This is a genomic window from Jeotgalibacillus campisalis (assembly GCF_000829515.1).
Classification (GTDB): Bacteria; Bacillota; Bacilli; order Bacillales; family Jeotgalibacillaceae; genus Jeotgalibacillus; species Jeotgalibacillus campisalis.
In genome coordinates, this window is the sequence record NZ_JXRR01000014.1 from 210,942 (window position 1) to 228,512 (window position 17,571).

A 17,571-nucleotide genomic window follows, 5' to 3' on the forward strand; every position below is an offset into this window, starting at 1 on the left:
CATGGGTAAAAATGAAGTAAGTCATTCAATTATGAACCGATTCAACTATTCAACCGATCAAGTAATCGAAAAACCATTTAACTGGATGCAGCTCTGGAGACTTTTAAGATACTTGAAGCCTTATTCAAAAAAATTGCTGCCCCTTTCCATCATAATGGTTCTAATCACAACTGCTATCCGTCTCGCAATCCCCATACTAATCGGTATCTATGTTATAGGCGAAGCAATTGAAAGTCAGGACCGCAATTTGCTGCTTATCCTGGTTGGGGTCATTGCGGCGTTGTACGTAATAAATTATTTGGCAAATATTTTCAGGATAAAATGGATGAATATACTGGGGCAAAGTGTGATATATGACCTGAGGAAACATTTATTTACTCACGTTCAGTGGCTGAGTAACCGTTTTTTTGATCAGCGTTCAGCAGGGTCCATATTGGTAAGAATTATGAACGATATTAATTCTTTACAGGAGCTTTTTACAAACGGTGTCATCAATTTATTAATGGATGCTTTAATGCTGATCGGAATTTTTATTATCTTATTTACGATAAGCCCGGAACTGGCACTGGCTGTTATGGTCATTCTTCCAATTATGTTTTTTATATCTACAAAATTAAGAAGACAAATTAGAAGATCGTGGCAAACAGTTCGTTTAAAACAGTCAAAATTAAATTCCCACTTAAATGAAAGCCTTCAAGGAATTCGTGTTACGCAATCCTTTAATCAGGAAAATGAAAATGCTCAATTTTTCAATGGAGTTAATACGGAGACATTTGAAAGCTGGCGTGATGCGACGAAAAAAAATGCAACATTCAGACCTCTTGTTGAAATGACGAATGCAGTTGGATCTGCCATTTTAATTTGGTATGGAGCTTCACTAATTCAATCAGGCAGGCTGGAACTGGGCGAACTTGTTTCTTTTGCCTTCCTTTTAGGGATGTTTTGGGAGCCTATTTCACGACTTGGAATGGTGTACAACCAATTGTTAATGGGGATGGCTTCTTCTGAAAGAATTTTTGAATTTCTTGATGAACAGCCTAATGTTTCAGAGAAAAAGAATGCAGTTCACCTTAATCAAATTAATGGAGATATTTCATTTGAAAAAGTAGATTTTGCCTACTCAAAAGATCGGAAGGCGCTAGATTCTGTTTCATTAGAAATAAAAGCGGGAGAAACTGTCGCACTTGTAGGGCATACCGGATCCGGTAAAACTACAATTGCCAATTTAATCACCCGATTCTATGATCCTACAGGCGGGCTGATCAGAATGGATGGTCATGATCTCAAAGATGTATCTTTAAGAAGCCTGCGCTCTCAGATTTCGATTGTTCTTCAGGATACATTTATTTTCTCAGGTACAATAAAGGAAAATATACGATTTGGTCATCCTAACGCAACAGACGAAGAAATTATTTCCGCGTCAAAGGCTGTCGGAGCAAACGTTTTTATCGAGAAGCTGCCCCATGGGTTTGATACCGAAGTAGAGGAGAGAGGGAATATACTTTCTGTTGGAGAAAGACAGCTGATTTCTTTTGCAAGAGCGCTGCTTGCAGACCCTCAAATTATTATTCTTGATGAAGCCACAGCTTCTATTGATACCGAGACTGAAGTTCAAATTCAAAAAGCATTAACAACTTTATTAAAGGGAAGAACTGCAATAATTATTGCTCACAGATTATCTACTATCAGAGATTCTGACCGGATATATGTGCTTGATCACGGAAAGCTGATGGAGCATGGAAGTCATGATGATCTCATGAGTCAAGAAGGAATCTATAGCCATCTTGTTCAATCTCAATTCAATATACAAAAAGCATTGTAACGGGAATAGATAATCAGGACACACAATAGATCCGGAATGCGCCAGCTAAAATCCTGAGATGAAGATGAACCAATCATTCTTATTCCAGAGAATGCTTGAGTTAAAGACAAGAATCTACTAAAGAATAAAAGCAGCTCAACGATCGTTGCAGCTGCTTTTATTATGAAAATATAGATTGTGAATGATGTCACAAAATGTTCATGTTCAACACATCACAAACTGACTTTATATTTTATAATTGTCTTTACGAAGTGATATAGTGGGTATAAGAGATAAGGGAAGAATTAAAGGAGGCGAAAGTCATTGGAATTAGATAGCGTCATGCTGAGTCGAATTCTGACAGCAAGCACATTAATGTTCCATGCTATTTTTGCAACAGTTGGTGTGGGAATTCCGATATTTATTATGATTGCTGAGTTTTTAGGCATTAAGCGGAAAGATGCAGATCTATTGGTTTTAGCACGCAGATGGGCCAGAGGCTACACCATTACTGTAGCTGTTGGCGTTGTAACAGGGACAGCTATTGGTCTTCAATTATCGTTGCTGTGGCCTAGTTTTATGCAATTAGCCGGACAGGTGATTGCTCTGCCATTATTTATGGAAACATTTGCATTCTTTTTTGAAGCGATCTTTCTTGGAATCTATTTATATACATGGGACCGTTTTAGCAACCGTTGGTATCACTGGCTTCTTACAATTCCTGTTGTGATCGGCTCGACATTATCAGCATTCTTTATTACATCAGTAAATGCCTTTATGAATAATCCGCAGGGTTTTGATCTTGTAGACGGCGAGACAGTGAATATTCAGCCGCTTGCTGCTATGTTTAATCCTGCAACCTGGCCTAAAGTGTTTCACGTGGTCATGTCGAGTTATATGACAGCAGCATTTATCCTGGCAGCAATTGCAGCGCTTGCCATTCTCCGTAAAAAAGGCTCTGATTATCACAAAAAAGCATTGCGCATAGCAATGGTCGCCGGTTTAGTCTTTGCTTCTGGCACAGCCCTTGCCGGAGACTTGTCAGCAAAATATTTGGCTGAATATCAGCCGGAGAAGCTGGCAGCAGCGGAATGGCATTTTGAAACAGAAACAAATGCTGATCTAATCGTATTTGGGACAATAAATGAAGAAGGGGAAGTAAGCAACGCGCTTCGCATTCCTGGCATGCTGAGCTTCCTGTCAGGTAATTCATTTGATACGGAAGTAATTGGTCTTAATGAATTCCCTGAAGAAGAGCAGCCGCCGCTTTGGATACATTATGCATTTGATATAATGGTAGGAATAGGGATGTTTTCATTATTGATCTCCGGTATATTTATTGTCCTTATGCTGTTTAAAAGGTTTAATGAATGGAACAAACCATTACTGTGGTCTATTGTAGCCAGCGGACCTCTTGCCATGATCGCGATCGAATGCGGCTGGGTACTGGCTGAGGTAGGTCGCCAGCCTTGGATATTGAGAGGTTTTATGACAGTTGAAGAGGGCGCAACAACCTCTGGAGATGTGGGAATTGCACTAATAATGTTTATCCTGCTGTATATCGTTCTAGCTATATTCACCGTAACGGTCTTAACAAAAATGTTTAAGAACAGACCTCCAGAAGCAGAAGTGGAAAAACGGTATCCGAATGGCTGGGTTGAATAAAAGTATTCGATATCTGTTTCCTCTGTTGGAAGCTTAAGCAAGGCAGAAAGTACTTTTAGAACGTAAGTAATTTTTGAGGAATTGAAATGGGGGTGTCCTCGCCCCCTATCCTAACTTACATAAGGAGGATGTTATATGAGCTTGGAAGTATTGGGAATTACAGTACTTTGGGTTTTTCTATATGGATATCTAATTATTGCTTCAATCGATTTTGGTGCCGGTTTTTTTGCTTACTATGCACGAGTTACAAAGCGTGAACATATTATGAGCAAATTGATTAGCCGTTACTTATCACCGGTATGGGAAGTAACAAACGTATTTTTTGTCTTTTTTTTCGTCGGATTAATTGGGTTCTTTCCTGATACGGCGTATTATCTCGGCACAGCACTCCTGCTGCCGGGCAGTGTAGCAATTATTCTCTTATCCATCCGTGGCGCGTTTTATGCTTTCGGAAATTACGGTGTAAGCAATAATACCTTCTTTCTTTTTCTTTATGGCGCCACGGGTCTTCTAATTCCCGCGGCTCTATCTACGGCATTAACAATATCAGAAGGTGGATTTTTGGAAGAAACAGAAAACGGGGTTGTATTTCTTGCGGGCGAATTGTTTACTAGCTTTTATTCCTGGAGCGTAGTATTACTTGCGATTGTTTCTGTTCTCTATATTAGTGCAAGCTTTTTAACTTTTTATGCTGATCGTGCAGAGGATGCTGATTCCCGTGAAATACTGCGGAAGTTTTCGCTGTTCTGGAGTGCGCCAACGATATTAGCAAGCTTTCTCGTATTCCTTTCTTTACAGCAGCATAATCCGGAACATTTTGAAAAAGCGCTTGATTTATGGTGGATGTTTGGTTTGTCCTTTGTCTTTTTCTTAATAGCAACCATTCTTGTCTACATGAAAAAAAATTACGGCATCGCTTTTATTTCAGTTATGCTTCAATTTTTCTTTGCTTTTTTTGGCTACGGTGCTTCTCATCTGCCATATATCGTATACCCATATGTAACGATTACTGGCAGTGTAGTCAATGAAACAATGGGAACGGCCTTAATAGTGGTGTTTATAGCAGGTTTACTTCTTCTGATCCCATCCTTGTTTTTACTAATGAGATTATTTTTATTTGATGCTGATTATGTTAAAGGCAAAAAATAATAATATATATGGTAAAATGGTAAAAACGAAGCAAGAATTAATGGGGGAGTATTTGTGAAAAAAGAGTTTGTCGTGATCGGATTAGGCCGCTTTGGCGGAAGCATTGTCCGGGAGTTGGTTGAACAAGGCATGGAAGTGATGGCGATTGATAAATTCGAAGATAAGATAGACGAATTTGCAAATATTGCAACACATGCTGTGATGGCGGATTCAACTGACGAATCTGTCTTAAGAAGCCTGGGGATTAGAAACTTTGATCATGTTATTGTTGCAATAGGGGATGATATTCAGGCAAGTATATTGACGACCTTAATGCTTAAAGAAATTGGTGTGAAAAAAATTACAGTTAAAGCTCAGAATGATTACCATGAGAAAGTCTTAAGAAGAATTGGAGCAGATAAAGTCGTTCATCCGGAGAGGGATATGGGCAAAAGAATTGCTCATAACATCGTATCCAATAATGTACTTGATTATCTGGAGCTCTCAGATGAGCACTCGATTGTAGAGATTGTGGCAAACGACTTATTAATTGGCAACACTATTATCGGTCTGGATATTCGTGCGCAATATGGAATTAATATTGTGGCAATAAAAAGAAAAGATGATATTATTGTTTCCCCACAGGCAACCGATGAAATTCAAGCAGATGATATTTTGATCGTCATTGGAGCAGATACAGATATCAACAGATTTGAGAAAAAAGTGATGCAGAGTTCTTAATGAAGCAAGATTGAGCATCAATAGATTTAATTAAGGATGTCCCTATTTTGAGGACGTTCTTTCTTTTTGACAGAACTACTTTTTTAAATAAGAATGTGTGAATATCTAAGATAACCATAAATAAAAGCCACTATTCATTCCTTGGAATGAATAGTGGCTATTGTTCGTTTAGAGATATCAAACTTCCATGATAATTGGTAAGATCATTGGACGTCGTTTAGTCTTCTCGTAAAGAAAAGGCTCGAGAGTATCCGTAATTTCATTCTTAATTTCAGACCATTGCGTGGTTTTTCTAGATAAAACTTTATTTAAATGCTTGTGAATAAGAGATTGTGCCTGGTGAATTAATTCACCTGACTCTCGCATATAAACAAATCCGCGGGAAATCAAATCAGGTCCTGAAGAGATCCTGTGGTCTTTCATATTAATGCTGACTACGACAACCACTAAACCTTCTTCTGATAAAAGTCTGCGATCGCGTAAAACAATATTTCCTATATCACCAATTCCGCTTCCGTCGATATAAACAGAGCCGGAAGTAACCTTACCTGCCACATTGGCTTCATTGCTGCTTAGTGCCAATACGTCGCCGTTATCCATCACAAAGCAATTTTCCTCAGGGACGTCACAATCGACAGCTAATGATACATGCGTTTTCTGCATTCTATATTCACCGTGGATTGGCACAAAAAACTTAGGCTGAATTAACCGAATCATAAGCTTTTGTTCTTCCTGAGAACCATGTCCGGAAGTGTGTATATCACTCAGCGGACCATGTATGACATCGGCCCCAGCACGATAAAGCAAGTTAATTGTACGGTTTACACTAATTGTGTTTCCTGGGATTGGTGAGGACGAGAATACTACTGTATCACCAGGGATAATTTGAATCTGACGATGTGTACTGTTAGCGATTCGTGAAAGAGCTGCCATAGGTTCTCCCTGACTGCCTGTACAAAGTATTACTACTTTGTCTGCCGGAAGCCTGTTTAAAGTATGAGCATCGATAAATGTATCTTTAGGAGCCCTGATATAGCCCAGTTCATGGCCAATTGCAATCGCATTGTCCATGCTGCGCCCAAAGACGGCAACCTTTCTGCCAAACTTAACTGCAGCTTCAGTTACTTGCTGAAGTCTGTAGATATTCGATGCGAAAGTGGCAAAAATAATTCTGCCGTTTACTTTACGAAATATTTCATCAATGCTTTCGCCGACTTTACGTTCGGACATTGTAAAATTCGGTACCTCACTATTTGTGCTGTCAGATAAAAGAGCGAGAACCCCTTCTTTTCCGATCTCTGCCATTTTTGTTAAATTGGCGGGCTCACCGACAGGGGTAAAGTCGAACTTAAAGTCTCCTGTGTGAACAATATTGCCCGGGGGGGTTTTTACCACTACTCCGTAAGAGTCGGGAATACTATGTGTCGTTCTGAAAAAACTTACAGCTGTTTTTCGAAATTTAATAACATCATCTTCCCCAATAGGATGAAGTTTAGCATTTCGCAGCAGTCCGTGTTCTTCCAATTTGTTTTTCAAAAGTCCTAATGCAAGCTTTCCGCCATAAACGGGAATATTGATCTTCCTTAGAAGATAAGGGATGCCTCCGATATGATCTTCATGGCCGTGCGTGATAAAAAGACCTTTAATTTTATCAGCGTTTTTTTCTAAGTAAGTGTAGTCTGGAATAACATAATCAATACCTAAAAGTTCATCCTCCGGAAATTTTATTCCGGCATCAATTAAGATAATTTCATCTTGAAATTGGACCCCATAGGTATTTTTTCCGATTTCCCCCATACCGCCGAGGGCAAACACTGCGGTCTGGTCATTTTTTACAAATTTCATTACTTAAAGCTGCTCCAGCTTGTAGTTTTCATGATTTTGTTCATACTCAAGATATTTGCCCTCTAGTTTTTGAACCATCTCGATGTTATAGTCCCGATCTTTAAGCTTTAAACGTACGTCCATTTCAGAATCAGCTTCTAAAAAGAGTGTTTGTGTTTTTTCTCTTACCGGTACTTCTTTAGCACTTACCTGATAATACACTTTATAAATCATCATAATCTCTCCTTCAACTAATAAAACTTATTTAACGCCTTGAACATGTTGTCCTCAGCTTTTACTCAACCAGCTAATGTTAATAGCAAAATTCTGCATTCTTCTATCATAACCCTTTAACATAAAGAACAGCCCTCCTGAATATGAAGGGCTTTACAGGGGCCTAGGCAATAGTCTTTTTACGTAGCATGTCTCTCCACTGTCGTGCAAGCTTTTTTCGTAGCTTCTTCAACATTGCGGATCACTCCTTATCATTATAATACTCGTTTTCCTGCATTATGTAAAGACAAGCCGCTTGACAACGCTCATCCATGCTGCATGTCATATGCACATTTAAAAGGAGTGGATCAAAATAAAGAGAACTCTCTGAAAAAAGACCTTTTAGACAAGCTGGCGGCAAGACAGCAATCGCCCTTATCTATCTCTCGAGCGGGATAGCCCCTGCAGGTTCGTAGTAAGGATCCTGCAGATTAATATGGTCATAAAACATAATTCCATTTAAGTGATCAATTTCATGCTGGACTGCAATTGAAGCCAAACCTCTAAGGCGCAGTTTAACCGGACTGCCTTCTAAATCAAAACCCGTAACGGTTACACGTGAATGTCGGTGAACATAGCCTGGGATGTTGCGGTCAACGGACAGGCAGCCTTCTCCAGATGTCAAATAGGACTTTTCAACAGAATGGCTGATGATTTTAGGATTGAAGAGTGCGTAACTGTGCAAATCTCCTTTACCATCTTCTAAATGAACAGCAAACATTCTTTTAGATATATTTATTTGAGGAGCTGCAATCCCGATGCCTGCTCTCAATCCGAATTTTTGAGCGATCTCGGGGTTTTGGCTATTCATTACATATTGAAGCAAATCAGATAAGGTTTTTTTATCTTCACGAGAGGGGGGAAGCGGTACTTCTTTTGCTACTTCTCGTAATGTCGGGTGCCCATCCCGGATTATATCTTCCATTTTAATCATATGAAATCCTCCTGATATTTAACTAATCACAAGCCTCTAATTGTCACGTAAAGCAATTAGAGTAATCATATCAAAGTTTTATTAAGAAAAAAATAGATGGGAGCAGAATTAAACAGTGTCTTAATAGTGAAAGTAATGTAAAAATCATTGCGTATTGATTTAATCACCTATACTATTATAATAGTCAATATCTCAAGGGGGTACATAGATCGTGAAGAAATCTATTTTAACAGGAACCGTTTTATCTTCTTTTTTCCTTGCTGGCTGTGTCTTTGGAGGTTCACCGGAAGAAGATATTACAGAAGTCCTGGATTCTACCGTGGAAAAAGAACAGGAATACGTCGATTCACAAGAGCCTATCAAAGCACTGGAGCAGGAAGAGCAAGAATTATTTACTAATGTTATGTCTTTAGATATGGAAGAGTTTGAGGAAATTGAATCGCTGGCTGATGAAGCTTTAGAAAACTTAGATCAGCGGGAAGAACATATTTCAACTGAGGCAGATTCAATGCAGGAAGCAGAAGAAGAGTTTATGGCAATTGAAGATTCAGTACAGGACCTTGAAGATGAAGCGCTAAAAGCTCATGTAGAGGAAATGGTAACTACTATGACAGAGCGTTATGAGCTCCACAGTGAGTTTGTTGACCAATACATGACAGGCATTGAATATGACCGGGAGTTGTATACAATGCTTAAAGATTCAGAGCTTGAACTGGAAGAGCTGGAAGGTCAAATTGAAAAGATCAATTCACAATACAGCACAATAACAGAAAAAAATGAAGCGTTTAACGGTAAAACAGATGATTATAATGAATTAAAAAGCGAATATTACAGCATGATTGAAGAAGAGTAGGGGCCCCCTGCTTTTTTTAATGATTAAAATGTCTCTTCAGCCATATAACAGTTTGAAATTCAGTTTAATACTAGTACAGATATGACTGTTTTAATACTACAGTTTACTAATTTTAATAGTTGGATTCGATTTTAACCTTAGCAAATGGTCATGGCTTTGGCAGATCTGGATTTACTAAAATTTATTGGACCTTGCTTAATTCTAAACGCTTTAGAAAGAATTAGTTCCTACCATTCCTTTTCCTATTAAATGTTGAGTTACAAGCCGTTCAAATTAATATTCAGCAGAAATTTGATTAAAATTGATTCAGTTCACGAAGCAGGTCTATACATAGTTGAAGAAATTTATTCTGCCGATCCTTATGGTCAATTCGTTCTTATTGACGACAAGCTTTTTAATATTGTAAACTAAGCAAGTACGAAAGATTGTATCAGTATAAATAATAAAAAAATTGATACAGCAAATAAATAATACACTTTTATGTTTTTTCTTAGCACTTTTGTGGAAAAATAAAAAGTATATGGATTTTTGAATTAAGGAAAAGTTCCTTAAATTTAAATATGGAAGGATAGGTGGATGAAATGGCTTCAAACAAAACAGCTCAATTTGACGCAGTAAAGACACTGCACAAAATCGAAGATCATTTTGAAATGTTTCAAATTTTAGATCATGAAGGAAATGTTGTAAATGAAGATGCAATGCCTGACATTAGTGACGAGGATCTTCAGGAATTAATGCATCGTATGGTTTATACAAGAATTTTAGATCAGCGTTCGATTTCATTAAATCGTCAGGGACGTCTTGGTTTTTATGCACCGACTGCAGGTCAGGAAGCATCTCAGATTGCTTCTCATTTCGCGCTTGAAAAAGAAGACTGGGTTGTTCCGGGTTACCGCGATGTGCCGCAAATAATCTGGCATGGTCTTCCTTTATCTCAGGCTTTCTTATTCTCCCGCGGTCATTATCTAGGAAACCAATCTCCTGAAGGAGTTAATGTATTGCCTCCTCAAATTATTATTGGTGCGCAGTATGTGCAAACTGCAGGGATTGCTCTAGGTTTGAAAAAACGCGGTAAAAAAGCAGTTGCCATTACATACACAGGTGATGGCGGATCTTCACAGGGAGATTTTTATGAAGGCATTAACTTTGCTGGCGCCTATGCAGCTCCTGCAATCTTCGTTGTTCAAAATAACCAGTTTGCGATCTCTACTCCTAGAGACAAACAAACAGCTGGTAAAACAATTGCTCAAAAGGCAGTTTCTGCTGGTATCCCTGGTATTTTAGTTGATGGCATGGACCCTCTTGCAGTTTATGCTGCTACTAAAGATGCCCGTGATCGTGCTGTTAATGGAGAAGGTCCGACACTTATAGAAACTCTTTGCTACCGATATGGACCTCATACGATGGCTGGTGATGATCCTACACGCTATCGTACAGATGAGATGGATACGGAATGGGAAAAGAAAGATCCTTTAGTTCGTTTCAGAAAATTCCTTGAAGATAAAAATCTTTGGAATGAAGAGAGAGAAAACGAATCAATTGAAAAAGCAAAAGAAGAAATTAAAGAAGCGATTAAGGTAGCAGATGATACACCGAAGCAAAAAGTAACAGACTTAATGGAAAATATGTACGAAGAAATGCCGAATAATCTCAAAGAACAGTATGAAATCTACAAAGAGAAGGAGTCGAAGTAAGCCATGGCGCAAATGACAATGATTCAAGCAATCACTGACGCTCTTCGCACAGAAATGAAAAACGATGAAAACGTACTTGTCTTTGGTGAGGACGTAGGTTTAAATGGCGGAGTTTTCCGTGCTACTGAAGGATTACAAAAAGAATATGGTGAAGATCGCGTTTTCGATACTCCTTTAGCAGAATCAGGAATTGGCGGACTGGCCATTGGTCTTGCATTAGAAGGTTACCGTCCTGTACCCGAAATTCAATTTTTCGGATTCGTATTTGAAGTAATGGATTCAGTCAGCGGTCAAATGGCACGAATGAGATACCGCAGCGGCGGGAAGTATTCTTCTCCAATTACCATCCGTTCACCTTTTGGCGGCGGCGTTCATACACCAGAGCTGCATGCTGACAGCCTTGAAGGTTTAATGGCACAGCAGCCAGGTCTAAAAGTAGTAATTCCATCTACTCCAAAAGATGCTAAGGGCTTGCTGATCGCATCTATTCGCGATAACGATCCTGTTATTTTTCTAGAGCACATGAAACTTTACCGCTCATTCCGGGAAGAAGTTCCTGAAGAAGACTACACAATTGAACTGGGTAAAGCAGATGTAAAGCGTGAAGGAACTGACCTGTCTATTATCACGTACGGAGCGATGGTGCATGAATCATTAAAAGCAGCAGAAGCACTTGAAAAAGACGGCTATTCAGTTGAAGTAATTGACTTGCGTACGATTCAGCCGATCGATATTGAAACAATCATTGCATCAGTAGAAAAAACAAATCGTGCGATTGTTGTTCAAGAAGCTCAAAAGCAGGCAGGAATTGCTGCAAGCGTTGTGGCAGAAATTAATGACCGCGCAATCCTTAGTCTAGAAGCACCCGTACTGCGCGTAACTGCTGCAGATACAGTATTCCCGTTTTCTCAAGCAGAGTCTGTATGGCTGCCAAATTCTAAAGATGTCATTGCGACAGCGAAAAAAGTACTTGAATTTTAATTTTAAATGGTGAAACGGAGAATTTTCTCCGTTTCAAACTGTTTTAGAAAATAAAGATTTCCAGGAGGGTGAAAACATTGTCATTTGAATTTAAATTACCAGATATTGGTGAAGGTATTCACGAAGGTGAAATTGTAAAATGGTTCATTACTAAAGGCGACAAAGTTGAAGAAGACGATGTGCTTTGCGAAGTCCAAAACGACAAAGCAGTCGTTGAAATTCCTTCTCCTGTTGCGGGTACAGTTGAAGATATTCTTGTTGACGAAGGTGCAGTAGCGGTCGTTGGTGACACGCTCATCAAATTTGATGCGCCAGGTTATGAGAATTTAAAATTTAAAGGCTCTGACAGCGATGACGAGAAAAAAGAAGAAGCCAAAGAAGAACCTAAAGAAGAACCTGCTAAACAAAAAGAAGCTGACTCAGCGCAAGAAGAACCAAAAGATGATGTGAAACCTGATAATGCAGCGCAATCAGATGTTGACCCTGACCGTCGCATCGTGGCGATGCCTTCCGTTAGAAAATATGCAAGAGACAAAGATGTAGATATTCGCTACGTATCAGGTTCCGGTAAAAACGGCCGTATCAGCAAAGAGGATATTGAAGCCTACTTGAGCGGTGATAGTGCTGAAGAAACACCAGCTGCTTCACAAGAAGAATCACAGGCCAAATCTGAAGCTAAAGAAGAAAAAGCTCCAGCTAAACAAGAAGTGCCTGAAGGTCAATATCCAGAGACGCGCGAAAAAATGAGCGGTATGCGAAAAGCGATTGCAAAAGCGATGGTTAATTCTAAGCAAACAGCACCTCATGTTACATTGATGGATGAGATAGATGTATCCAAACTTGTAGCTCACCGCAAGCAATTTAAAGAAGTCGCTATGGAAAGAAACATTAAGCTTACATTCCTTCCATATGTGGTAAAAGCTCTTGTAGCTGCACTTCGTGAATTCCCTGCTCTGAACACATCTATTGACGATGATGCGCAGGAAATTATTCAAAAGCATTATTACAATATCGGAATTGCTGCAGATACTGAAAAAGGTCTTGTCGTGCCAGTTGTTAAAGACGCAGATCGCAAATCTATTTTCAGCATTTCTGACCAGATTAATGAACTTGCTACAAAAGCGCGTGACGGTAAACTTTCAGGTAACGAAATGAAAGGCGCTTCTTGTACAATCACAAATATTGGCTCAGCAGGCGGCCAATGGTTCACACCAGTTATTAATCACCCTGAAGTTGCGATTCTTGGAATTGGACGTATTGCAGAAAAGCCAGTAGTAAAAAATGGTGAAATTGTGGCAGCTCCTGTGTTAGCATTATCATTGAGCTTTGACCACCGTATTATTGATGGTGCGACTGCTCAAAATGCATTAAATCTAATTAAACGTTTATTGAACGATCCAGAACTTTTACTAATGGAGGCGTAAACCACATGGTAGTTGGAGATTTCCCAATTGAGACTGACACACTTGTCATCGGATCAGGACCCGGAGGTTATGTTGCGGCAATTCGCGCAGCACAGCTGGGACAAAAAGTTACAATAGTTGAAAAAGAATATGTAGGCGGCGTTTGTTTAAATGTCGGCTGTATTCCTTCAAAAGCGTTGATTACGATCGGTCATCGCTACGAACAGGCACAACATTCTGATGATATGGGAATTGTAGCTGAGAATGTGAAGCTGAATTTCGAAAAAGCTCAGGAATGGAAAGCCGGAGTCGTGAAAAAATTAACAGGCGGCGTTGAAGGCCTGTTAAAAGGAAACAAAGTTGAAATTGTACGTGGTGAAGCTTACTTCGTAGATGAGGAAACGATCCGTGTTATGGATGATAACTCAGCTCAAACGTATAAGTTCAAAAATGCAATTTTAGCTACTGGTTCCAGACCAATTGAAATACCATCATTTAAATTCTCAAAAAGAATTATTGATTCAACAGGCGCTTTGGCGCTGAAAGAAGTACCTAAAAGTCTAGTAGTTATCGGCGGTGGATATATTGGTACTGAATTAAGTACTGCATACGCCAATATGGGTACTGAAGTGACGATTCTTGAAGGTGCTGATGACATCCTTGGCGGATTTGAAAAGCAAATGACAAGCATTGTCAAAAAAGGCCTAAAGAATAAAGGTGTAAATGTTATCACTAAAGCAATGGCAAAAGGCGCTGAAGAAACAGATAATGGCGTAACTGTCACTTATGAAGCTAAAGGCGAAGAAGTGAAAGTTGAAGCAGAATACGTACTAGTAACTGTTGGCCGTCGTCCTAATACAGACGAAATCGGTTTGGAGCAAGTCGGTGTTGAAATGTCCGATCGCGGAATCGTCAAAACAGATAAGCAATGCCGTACAAGTGTAGGTAATATCTATGCTATTGGTGACATTGTGGATGGACCTCCGTTGGCTCACAAAGCTTCCTACGAAGGCAAAGTGGCTGCAGAAGTAATCTCAGGTGAAAAATCTGAAGTTGATTATATGGCAATTCCTGCTGTATGTTTTACTGACCCTGAACTTGCAACTGTAGGTTATTCTGAAGGACAAGCTAAAGAAGAAGGCATTGAAGTAACTGCGGCTAAATTCCCGTTTGCAGCCAACGGCCGTGCTTTGGCGCTTAACCAATCAGAAGGTTTCGTGAAAATTGTGACACGCAAAGAAGATGGACTCATTATCGGTGCACAAATCGCCGGAAATGGAGCATCAGACATTGTTGCTGAACTTGGCCTTGCAATTGAAGCAGGTATGACTGCTGAAGATGTAGCAATGACCATTCATGCTCATCCTACTTTAGGAGAAATTACAATGGAAGCAGCCGAGGTTGCTCTTGGAACACCAATTCATATCGTAAAATAAATTTTTATTGCCCTCTGGTGTGATCCAGGGGGCTATATTATTTTAAATAATCTTTCTTATTCCAATACATTACATATTTAGTTAACTATGATAAAATGAAGTGATCTATTTTTGAAAGGTGAGGAAACGAATGAAGCATTCAGCGGCAATTGGATTAACCAGCTTATTACTTTTATCTGCATGTTCAGCGGATGATGGTGCAGCATCAGAAGAAGAAACGGTTGAAACGATGACACAAGGAGATTCAGAAGAACAAAACATAGAGGAAAAAACGGAGGAAGACCAAGAAACGGTTGAGGAGAAAGATGAAACTCAGGAGTCTGATGATCAACCAGTGGAAGAAAGAGTAGAAAAAATCTATGAATTAAATGATGTCAATTGGTCGGTTCAGCCAATTGGTGATGCAAACCCACAGGTCGCTCTTCTTACCATTGATGACGCGCCTGACCAGCACGCAGTAGAAATGGCTCATACATTAAAAGAACTTGACGCAAAAGCAATCTTCTTTGTTAATGGCCATTTTCTTGATACACCGGAAGAAGAAGAAATGTTAAAAGAGATTCATGAACTGGGATTTCCGATAGGCAACCATACATACTCTCATCCAAATCTTCGTGATATAAGTGAAGAGGAGCAGCGTGACGAAATCGTTTCTATTAATGATCGGGTGGAGGAGATTATTGGGGAACGACCTGTGTTCTTCAGAGCTCCTTTTGGAGCAAATACTGATTTTTCCACTCAAGTGGCAAAAGAAGAAGGTATGCTGCTTATGAATTGGACTTATGGCTATGATTGGGAAGCTGACTATCAGAATGCAGCGAGCTTAAGTGATATAATGGTAAATACTGAATATCTTACGAACGGTGCTAATCTTTTAATGCATGACCGCAGCTGGACGAATGAAGCACTTCCGGCAATTGTAAATGGATTGAGGGATAAGGGCTATGAATTAGTGGATCCTGCAGCCATAAAAGGGATAGAGATCGAGTAAATAAGTATTGAAATCTGTTTCCATTTACTATAATATAATGAAGGAAGCGCTTTCAGTCCATGGGGATGGGAGAAAGTGCTGGGGATTTGCAGATCGGCAAAATGACCGTCATGAATAAAATGGGATAAAAAAGAGGCCGATCACGGCCTCTTTTTTATTTATTTTATGGCTCGGTGCTCCTTAATCACTCTTAAGGTTTGCAGTGATTCGTCTTCAGGACCCTGAACAGGCAACCCTGCTTCAATATTCTCATGAATATAAGTTAAATTATCGTTTGTAATGATTTCGCCAGGAATAAAAATAGGAATCCCAGGAGGATAAACCATAATAAATTCCGCGCAGATTCTTCCGGCAGTTTGGTCGATCGGCAAAAGCTCTGTCTCAGAATAAAAAGCTTCTCTAGGCGATAGTGCTAAAAGCGGAATATCTGGCAGCATGACCTGTGGAGAAACAAAATTTTCGTCGTGCTTGAAGGCTTTCGCTAATTCAGTTATCGCCTCAATCAAGATAGCTGCTTCCTTTTTTGTATCTCCAGGGGTAATAATACAGAGAATATTATACAAATCGGAAAGTTCAACTTCGATATTATATTTTTCTCTAAGCCACTTTTCAGCGTGATACCCTGTTATTCCTAATTCTTTGACCGATATGATGATTTTAGTAGGATCAAAATCAAAAGTGGCTTTAGTTCCGATTATTTCAGCACCTATACAAGTAACTTGTTCAATATTTTTAAGGCTGGAACGAATCTGTTCTGCGAGCTCAATCGTCTCTTCGATTAATTGCTTTCCATTAGTCGCAAGCCTTTTTCTAGCTACGTCTAATGATGCAAGTAAAGGATAGGATGTGGATGTTGTGGTCAGCATGCTTAAGATTGTTTGCACTCTTTTTGCTGAAACAAGTCCTTCTTTTAAATTTAAAACAGAGCTTTGAGTCATCGATCCGCCCAATTTATGAACACTCGTTGCTGCCATATCCGCACCTGCCTGCATGGCGGATACAGGAAGTCTGTCGTGAAAATGTATGTGGACTCCATGCGCTTCATCAACTAAAACGGGAACATCATATGAATGCGCTATTGTTACAATGCTTTTTAAATCAGCTGCCACACCGAAGTAAGTCGGATTTATAACCAGAACCCCTTTTGCATCCGGGTGCTGCTTTAGTGCAGATAAAACCGAGTCAGGAGTGATTCCATGAGAGATACCAAGTTCTTTATCTACTTCTGGGTGAATAAAGATTGGGATCGCTCCGCAAAATACGATGGCAGACATAACTGATTTGTGAACATTTCGCGGTACTATAATTTTGTCACCAGGACCGCAAACACTCATAACCATTGTCATAATCGCTCCACTTGTTCCTTGTATTGAAAAAAATGTAAAATCAGCACCGAATGCTTTTGCAGCTAAATCCTGAGCATCTTTAATTAAGCTTCTCGGCTGGTGCAGATCATCTAGAGGCGCAATATTTATTAAATCAATTGATAGGATATTATCTCCAATGAATTCCCTGAATTCTGGATCCATACCCGCCCCTTTTTTATGACCGGGTATATGAAACTGTACGGGTTTAGCAGCACTGTGTTTTTTCAATCCTGAAAATAAAGGGGTATCATCTTGAGTTAAATTGCCTGTGGATCTTAAAACATCAAGCGTAGCTGAACTTGTTGGTAATTCTGACAATGTATATTCCACCTCGTTAAGAGTTTTGTATGATCTTCATTGATATCAAAAAAATTATAGCACTTTCACGAAAGAATGAAAATGATTAAAGCGGATGCAGCACATCTATTTAAAAGTAATTTTATTTTGTGTACAATAAAGTAGAATACATGGAAAAGCAGG

14 protein-coding genes are annotated in these 17,571 nt (G+C 39.3%); 10 read left to right on the top strand and 4 right to left on the bottom strand.

Annotated elements, in window-relative coordinates:
- Window position 1: 1 nt before the first annotated feature.
- From KR50_RS08140 to KR50_RS08155, 4 genes are all read left to right on the top strand, one after another.
- A complete protein-coding gene (locus KR50_RS08140; protein WP_041057156.1) occupies window positions 2–1,822 on the top strand; it encodes an ABC transporter ATP-binding protein in 1,821 nt (606 codons plus the stop codon).
- 303 nt (window positions 1,823–2,125) lie between these two features.
- On the top strand, window positions 2,126–3,466 hold the full coding sequence (locus KR50_RS08145) for a cytochrome ubiquinol oxidase subunit I (protein WP_041057157.1): 1,341 nt from the start codon (window positions 2,126–2,128) through the stop codon (window positions 3,464–3,466).
- A 135-nt stretch (window positions 3,467–3,601) separates the two neighbouring features.
- A complete protein-coding gene (locus KR50_RS08150; RefSeq protein WP_041057160.1) occupies window positions 3,602–4,615 on the top strand; it encodes a cytochrome d ubiquinol oxidase subunit II in 1,014 nt (337 codons plus the stop codon).
- Between the two features lie 54 nt (window positions 4,616–4,669).
- Window positions 4,670–5,335, top strand: a complete 666-nt coding sequence (locus tag KR50_RS08155) for a potassium channel family protein (RefSeq protein ID WP_041057163.1) — start codon at window positions 4,670–4,672, stop codon at window positions 5,333–5,335.
- A 177-nt stretch (window positions 5,336–5,512) separates the two neighbouring features.
- On the opposite strand, the gene rnjA is transcribed toward KR50_RS08155, so the two are convergent.
- The 3 genes from rnjA to def all read right to left on the bottom strand — a co-directional run bounded on the left by rnjA (window position 5,513) and on the right by def (window position 8,366).
- Window positions 5,513–7,180 (bottom strand): ribonuclease J1, encoded by a 1,668-nt coding sequence (rnjA, locus tag KR50_RS08160; RefSeq protein WP_041057165.1) that lies wholly within the window; start codon window positions 7,178–7,180, stop codon window positions 5,513–5,515.
- A 3-nt stretch (window positions 7,181–7,183) separates the two neighbouring features.
- Window positions 7,184–7,393: a DNA-dependent RNA polymerase subunit epsilon gene (locus tag KR50_RS08165; RefSeq protein WP_041057167.1), complete on the bottom strand. Its 210-nt coding sequence runs from the start codon at window positions 7,391–7,393 to the stop codon at window positions 7,184–7,186.
- A 418-nt stretch (window positions 7,394–7,811) separates the two neighbouring features.
- Window positions 7,812–8,366, bottom strand: coding sequence for a peptide deformylase (gene def / locus KR50_RS08170; RefSeq protein ID WP_041057170.1), 555 nt, complete (start codon window positions 8,364–8,366; stop codon window positions 7,812–7,814).
- Between the two features lie 211 nt (window positions 8,367–8,577).
- Here def and KR50_RS08175 point away from each other — a divergent pair, with 211 nt between their 5' ends.
- The 6 genes from KR50_RS08175 (at window position 8,578) to KR50_RS08200 (ending at window position 15,724) form a co-directional block, all read left to right on the top strand.
- On the top strand, window positions 8,578–9,219 hold the full coding sequence (locus KR50_RS08175) for a YkyA family protein (RefSeq protein WP_052476898.1): 642 nt from the start codon (window positions 8,578–8,580) through the stop codon (window positions 9,217–9,219).
- A gap of 581 nt (window positions 9,220–9,800) precedes the next feature.
- Complete coding sequence (gene pdhA / locus KR50_RS08180; RefSeq protein ID WP_041057174.1) at window positions 9,801–10,913, top strand: pyruvate dehydrogenase (acetyl-transferring) E1 component subunit alpha; 1,113 nt, start codon at window positions 9,801–9,803, stop codon at window positions 10,911–10,913.
- Between the two features lie 3 nt (window positions 10,914–10,916).
- A complete protein-coding gene (locus tag KR50_RS08185) occupies window positions 10,917–11,894 on the top strand; it encodes an alpha-ketoacid dehydrogenase subunit beta (RefSeq protein WP_041057177.1) in 978 nt (325 codons plus the stop codon).
- A gap of 77 nt (window positions 11,895–11,971) precedes the next feature.
- Window positions 11,972–13,318, top strand: coding sequence for a dihydrolipoamide acetyltransferase family protein (locus KR50_RS08190; protein WP_041057179.1), 1,347 nt, complete (start codon window positions 11,972–11,974; stop codon window positions 13,316–13,318).
- A gap of 5 nt (window positions 13,319–13,323) precedes the next feature.
- Entirely contained in the window at window positions 13,324–14,733 is a 1,410-nt protein-coding gene (gene lpdA / locus KR50_RS08195; RefSeq protein WP_041057181.1) for a dihydrolipoyl dehydrogenase, read from the top strand.
- 130 nt (window positions 14,734–14,863) lie between these two features.
- A complete protein-coding gene (locus tag KR50_RS08200; protein ID WP_041057183.1) occupies window positions 14,864–15,724 on the top strand; it encodes a polysaccharide deacetylase family protein in 861 nt (286 codons plus the stop codon).
- 158 nt (window positions 15,725–15,882) lie between these two features.
- Here the strand turns inward: KR50_RS08200 and KR50_RS08205 are convergent, their stop codons facing one another.
- Complete coding sequence (locus tag KR50_RS08205; RefSeq protein ID WP_052476900.1) at window positions 15,883–17,409, bottom strand: aminotransferase class I/II-fold pyridoxal phosphate-dependent enzyme; 1,527 nt, start codon at window positions 17,407–17,409, stop codon at window positions 15,883–15,885.
- Between the last annotated feature and the right edge of the window lie 162 nt (window positions 17,410–17,571).

Excerpts from the sequence above, each read along its gene's own strand:
- KR50_RS08140 (WP_041057156.1), top strand. The coding sequence starts at position 2 with ATGGGTAAAAATGAAGTAAGTCATTCAATTATGAACCGATTCAACTAT.
- KR50_RS08150 (WP_041057160.1), top strand. The coding sequence starts at position 3,602 with ATGAGCTTGGAAGTATTGGGAATTACAGTACTTTGGGTTTTTCTATAT.
- rnjA (WP_041057165.1), bottom strand. The coding sequence starts at position 7,180 with ATGAAATTTGTAAAAAATGACCAGACCGCAGTGTTTGCCCTCGGCGGT.
- KR50_RS08165 (WP_041057167.1), bottom strand. The coding sequence starts at position 7,393 with ATGATTTATAAAGTGTATTATCAGGTAAGTGCTAAAGAAGTACCGGTA.
- def (WP_041057170.1), bottom strand. The coding sequence starts at position 8,366 with ATGATTAAAATGGAAGATATAATCCGGGATGGGCACCCGACATTACGA.
- pdhA (WP_041057174.1), top strand. The coding sequence starts at position 9,801 with ATGGCTTCAAACAAAACAGCTCAATTTGACGCAGTAAAGACACTGCAC.
- KR50_RS08185 (WP_041057177.1), top strand. The coding sequence starts at position 10,917 with ATGGCGCAAATGACAATGATTCAAGCAATCACTGACGCTCTTCGCACA.
- lpdA (WP_041057181.1), top strand. The coding sequence starts at position 13,324 with ATGGTAGTTGGAGATTTCCCAATTGAGACTGACACACTTGTCATCGGA.
- KR50_RS08200 (WP_041057183.1), top strand. The coding sequence starts at position 14,864 with ATGAAGCATTCAGCGGCAATTGGATTAACCAGCTTATTACTTTTATCT.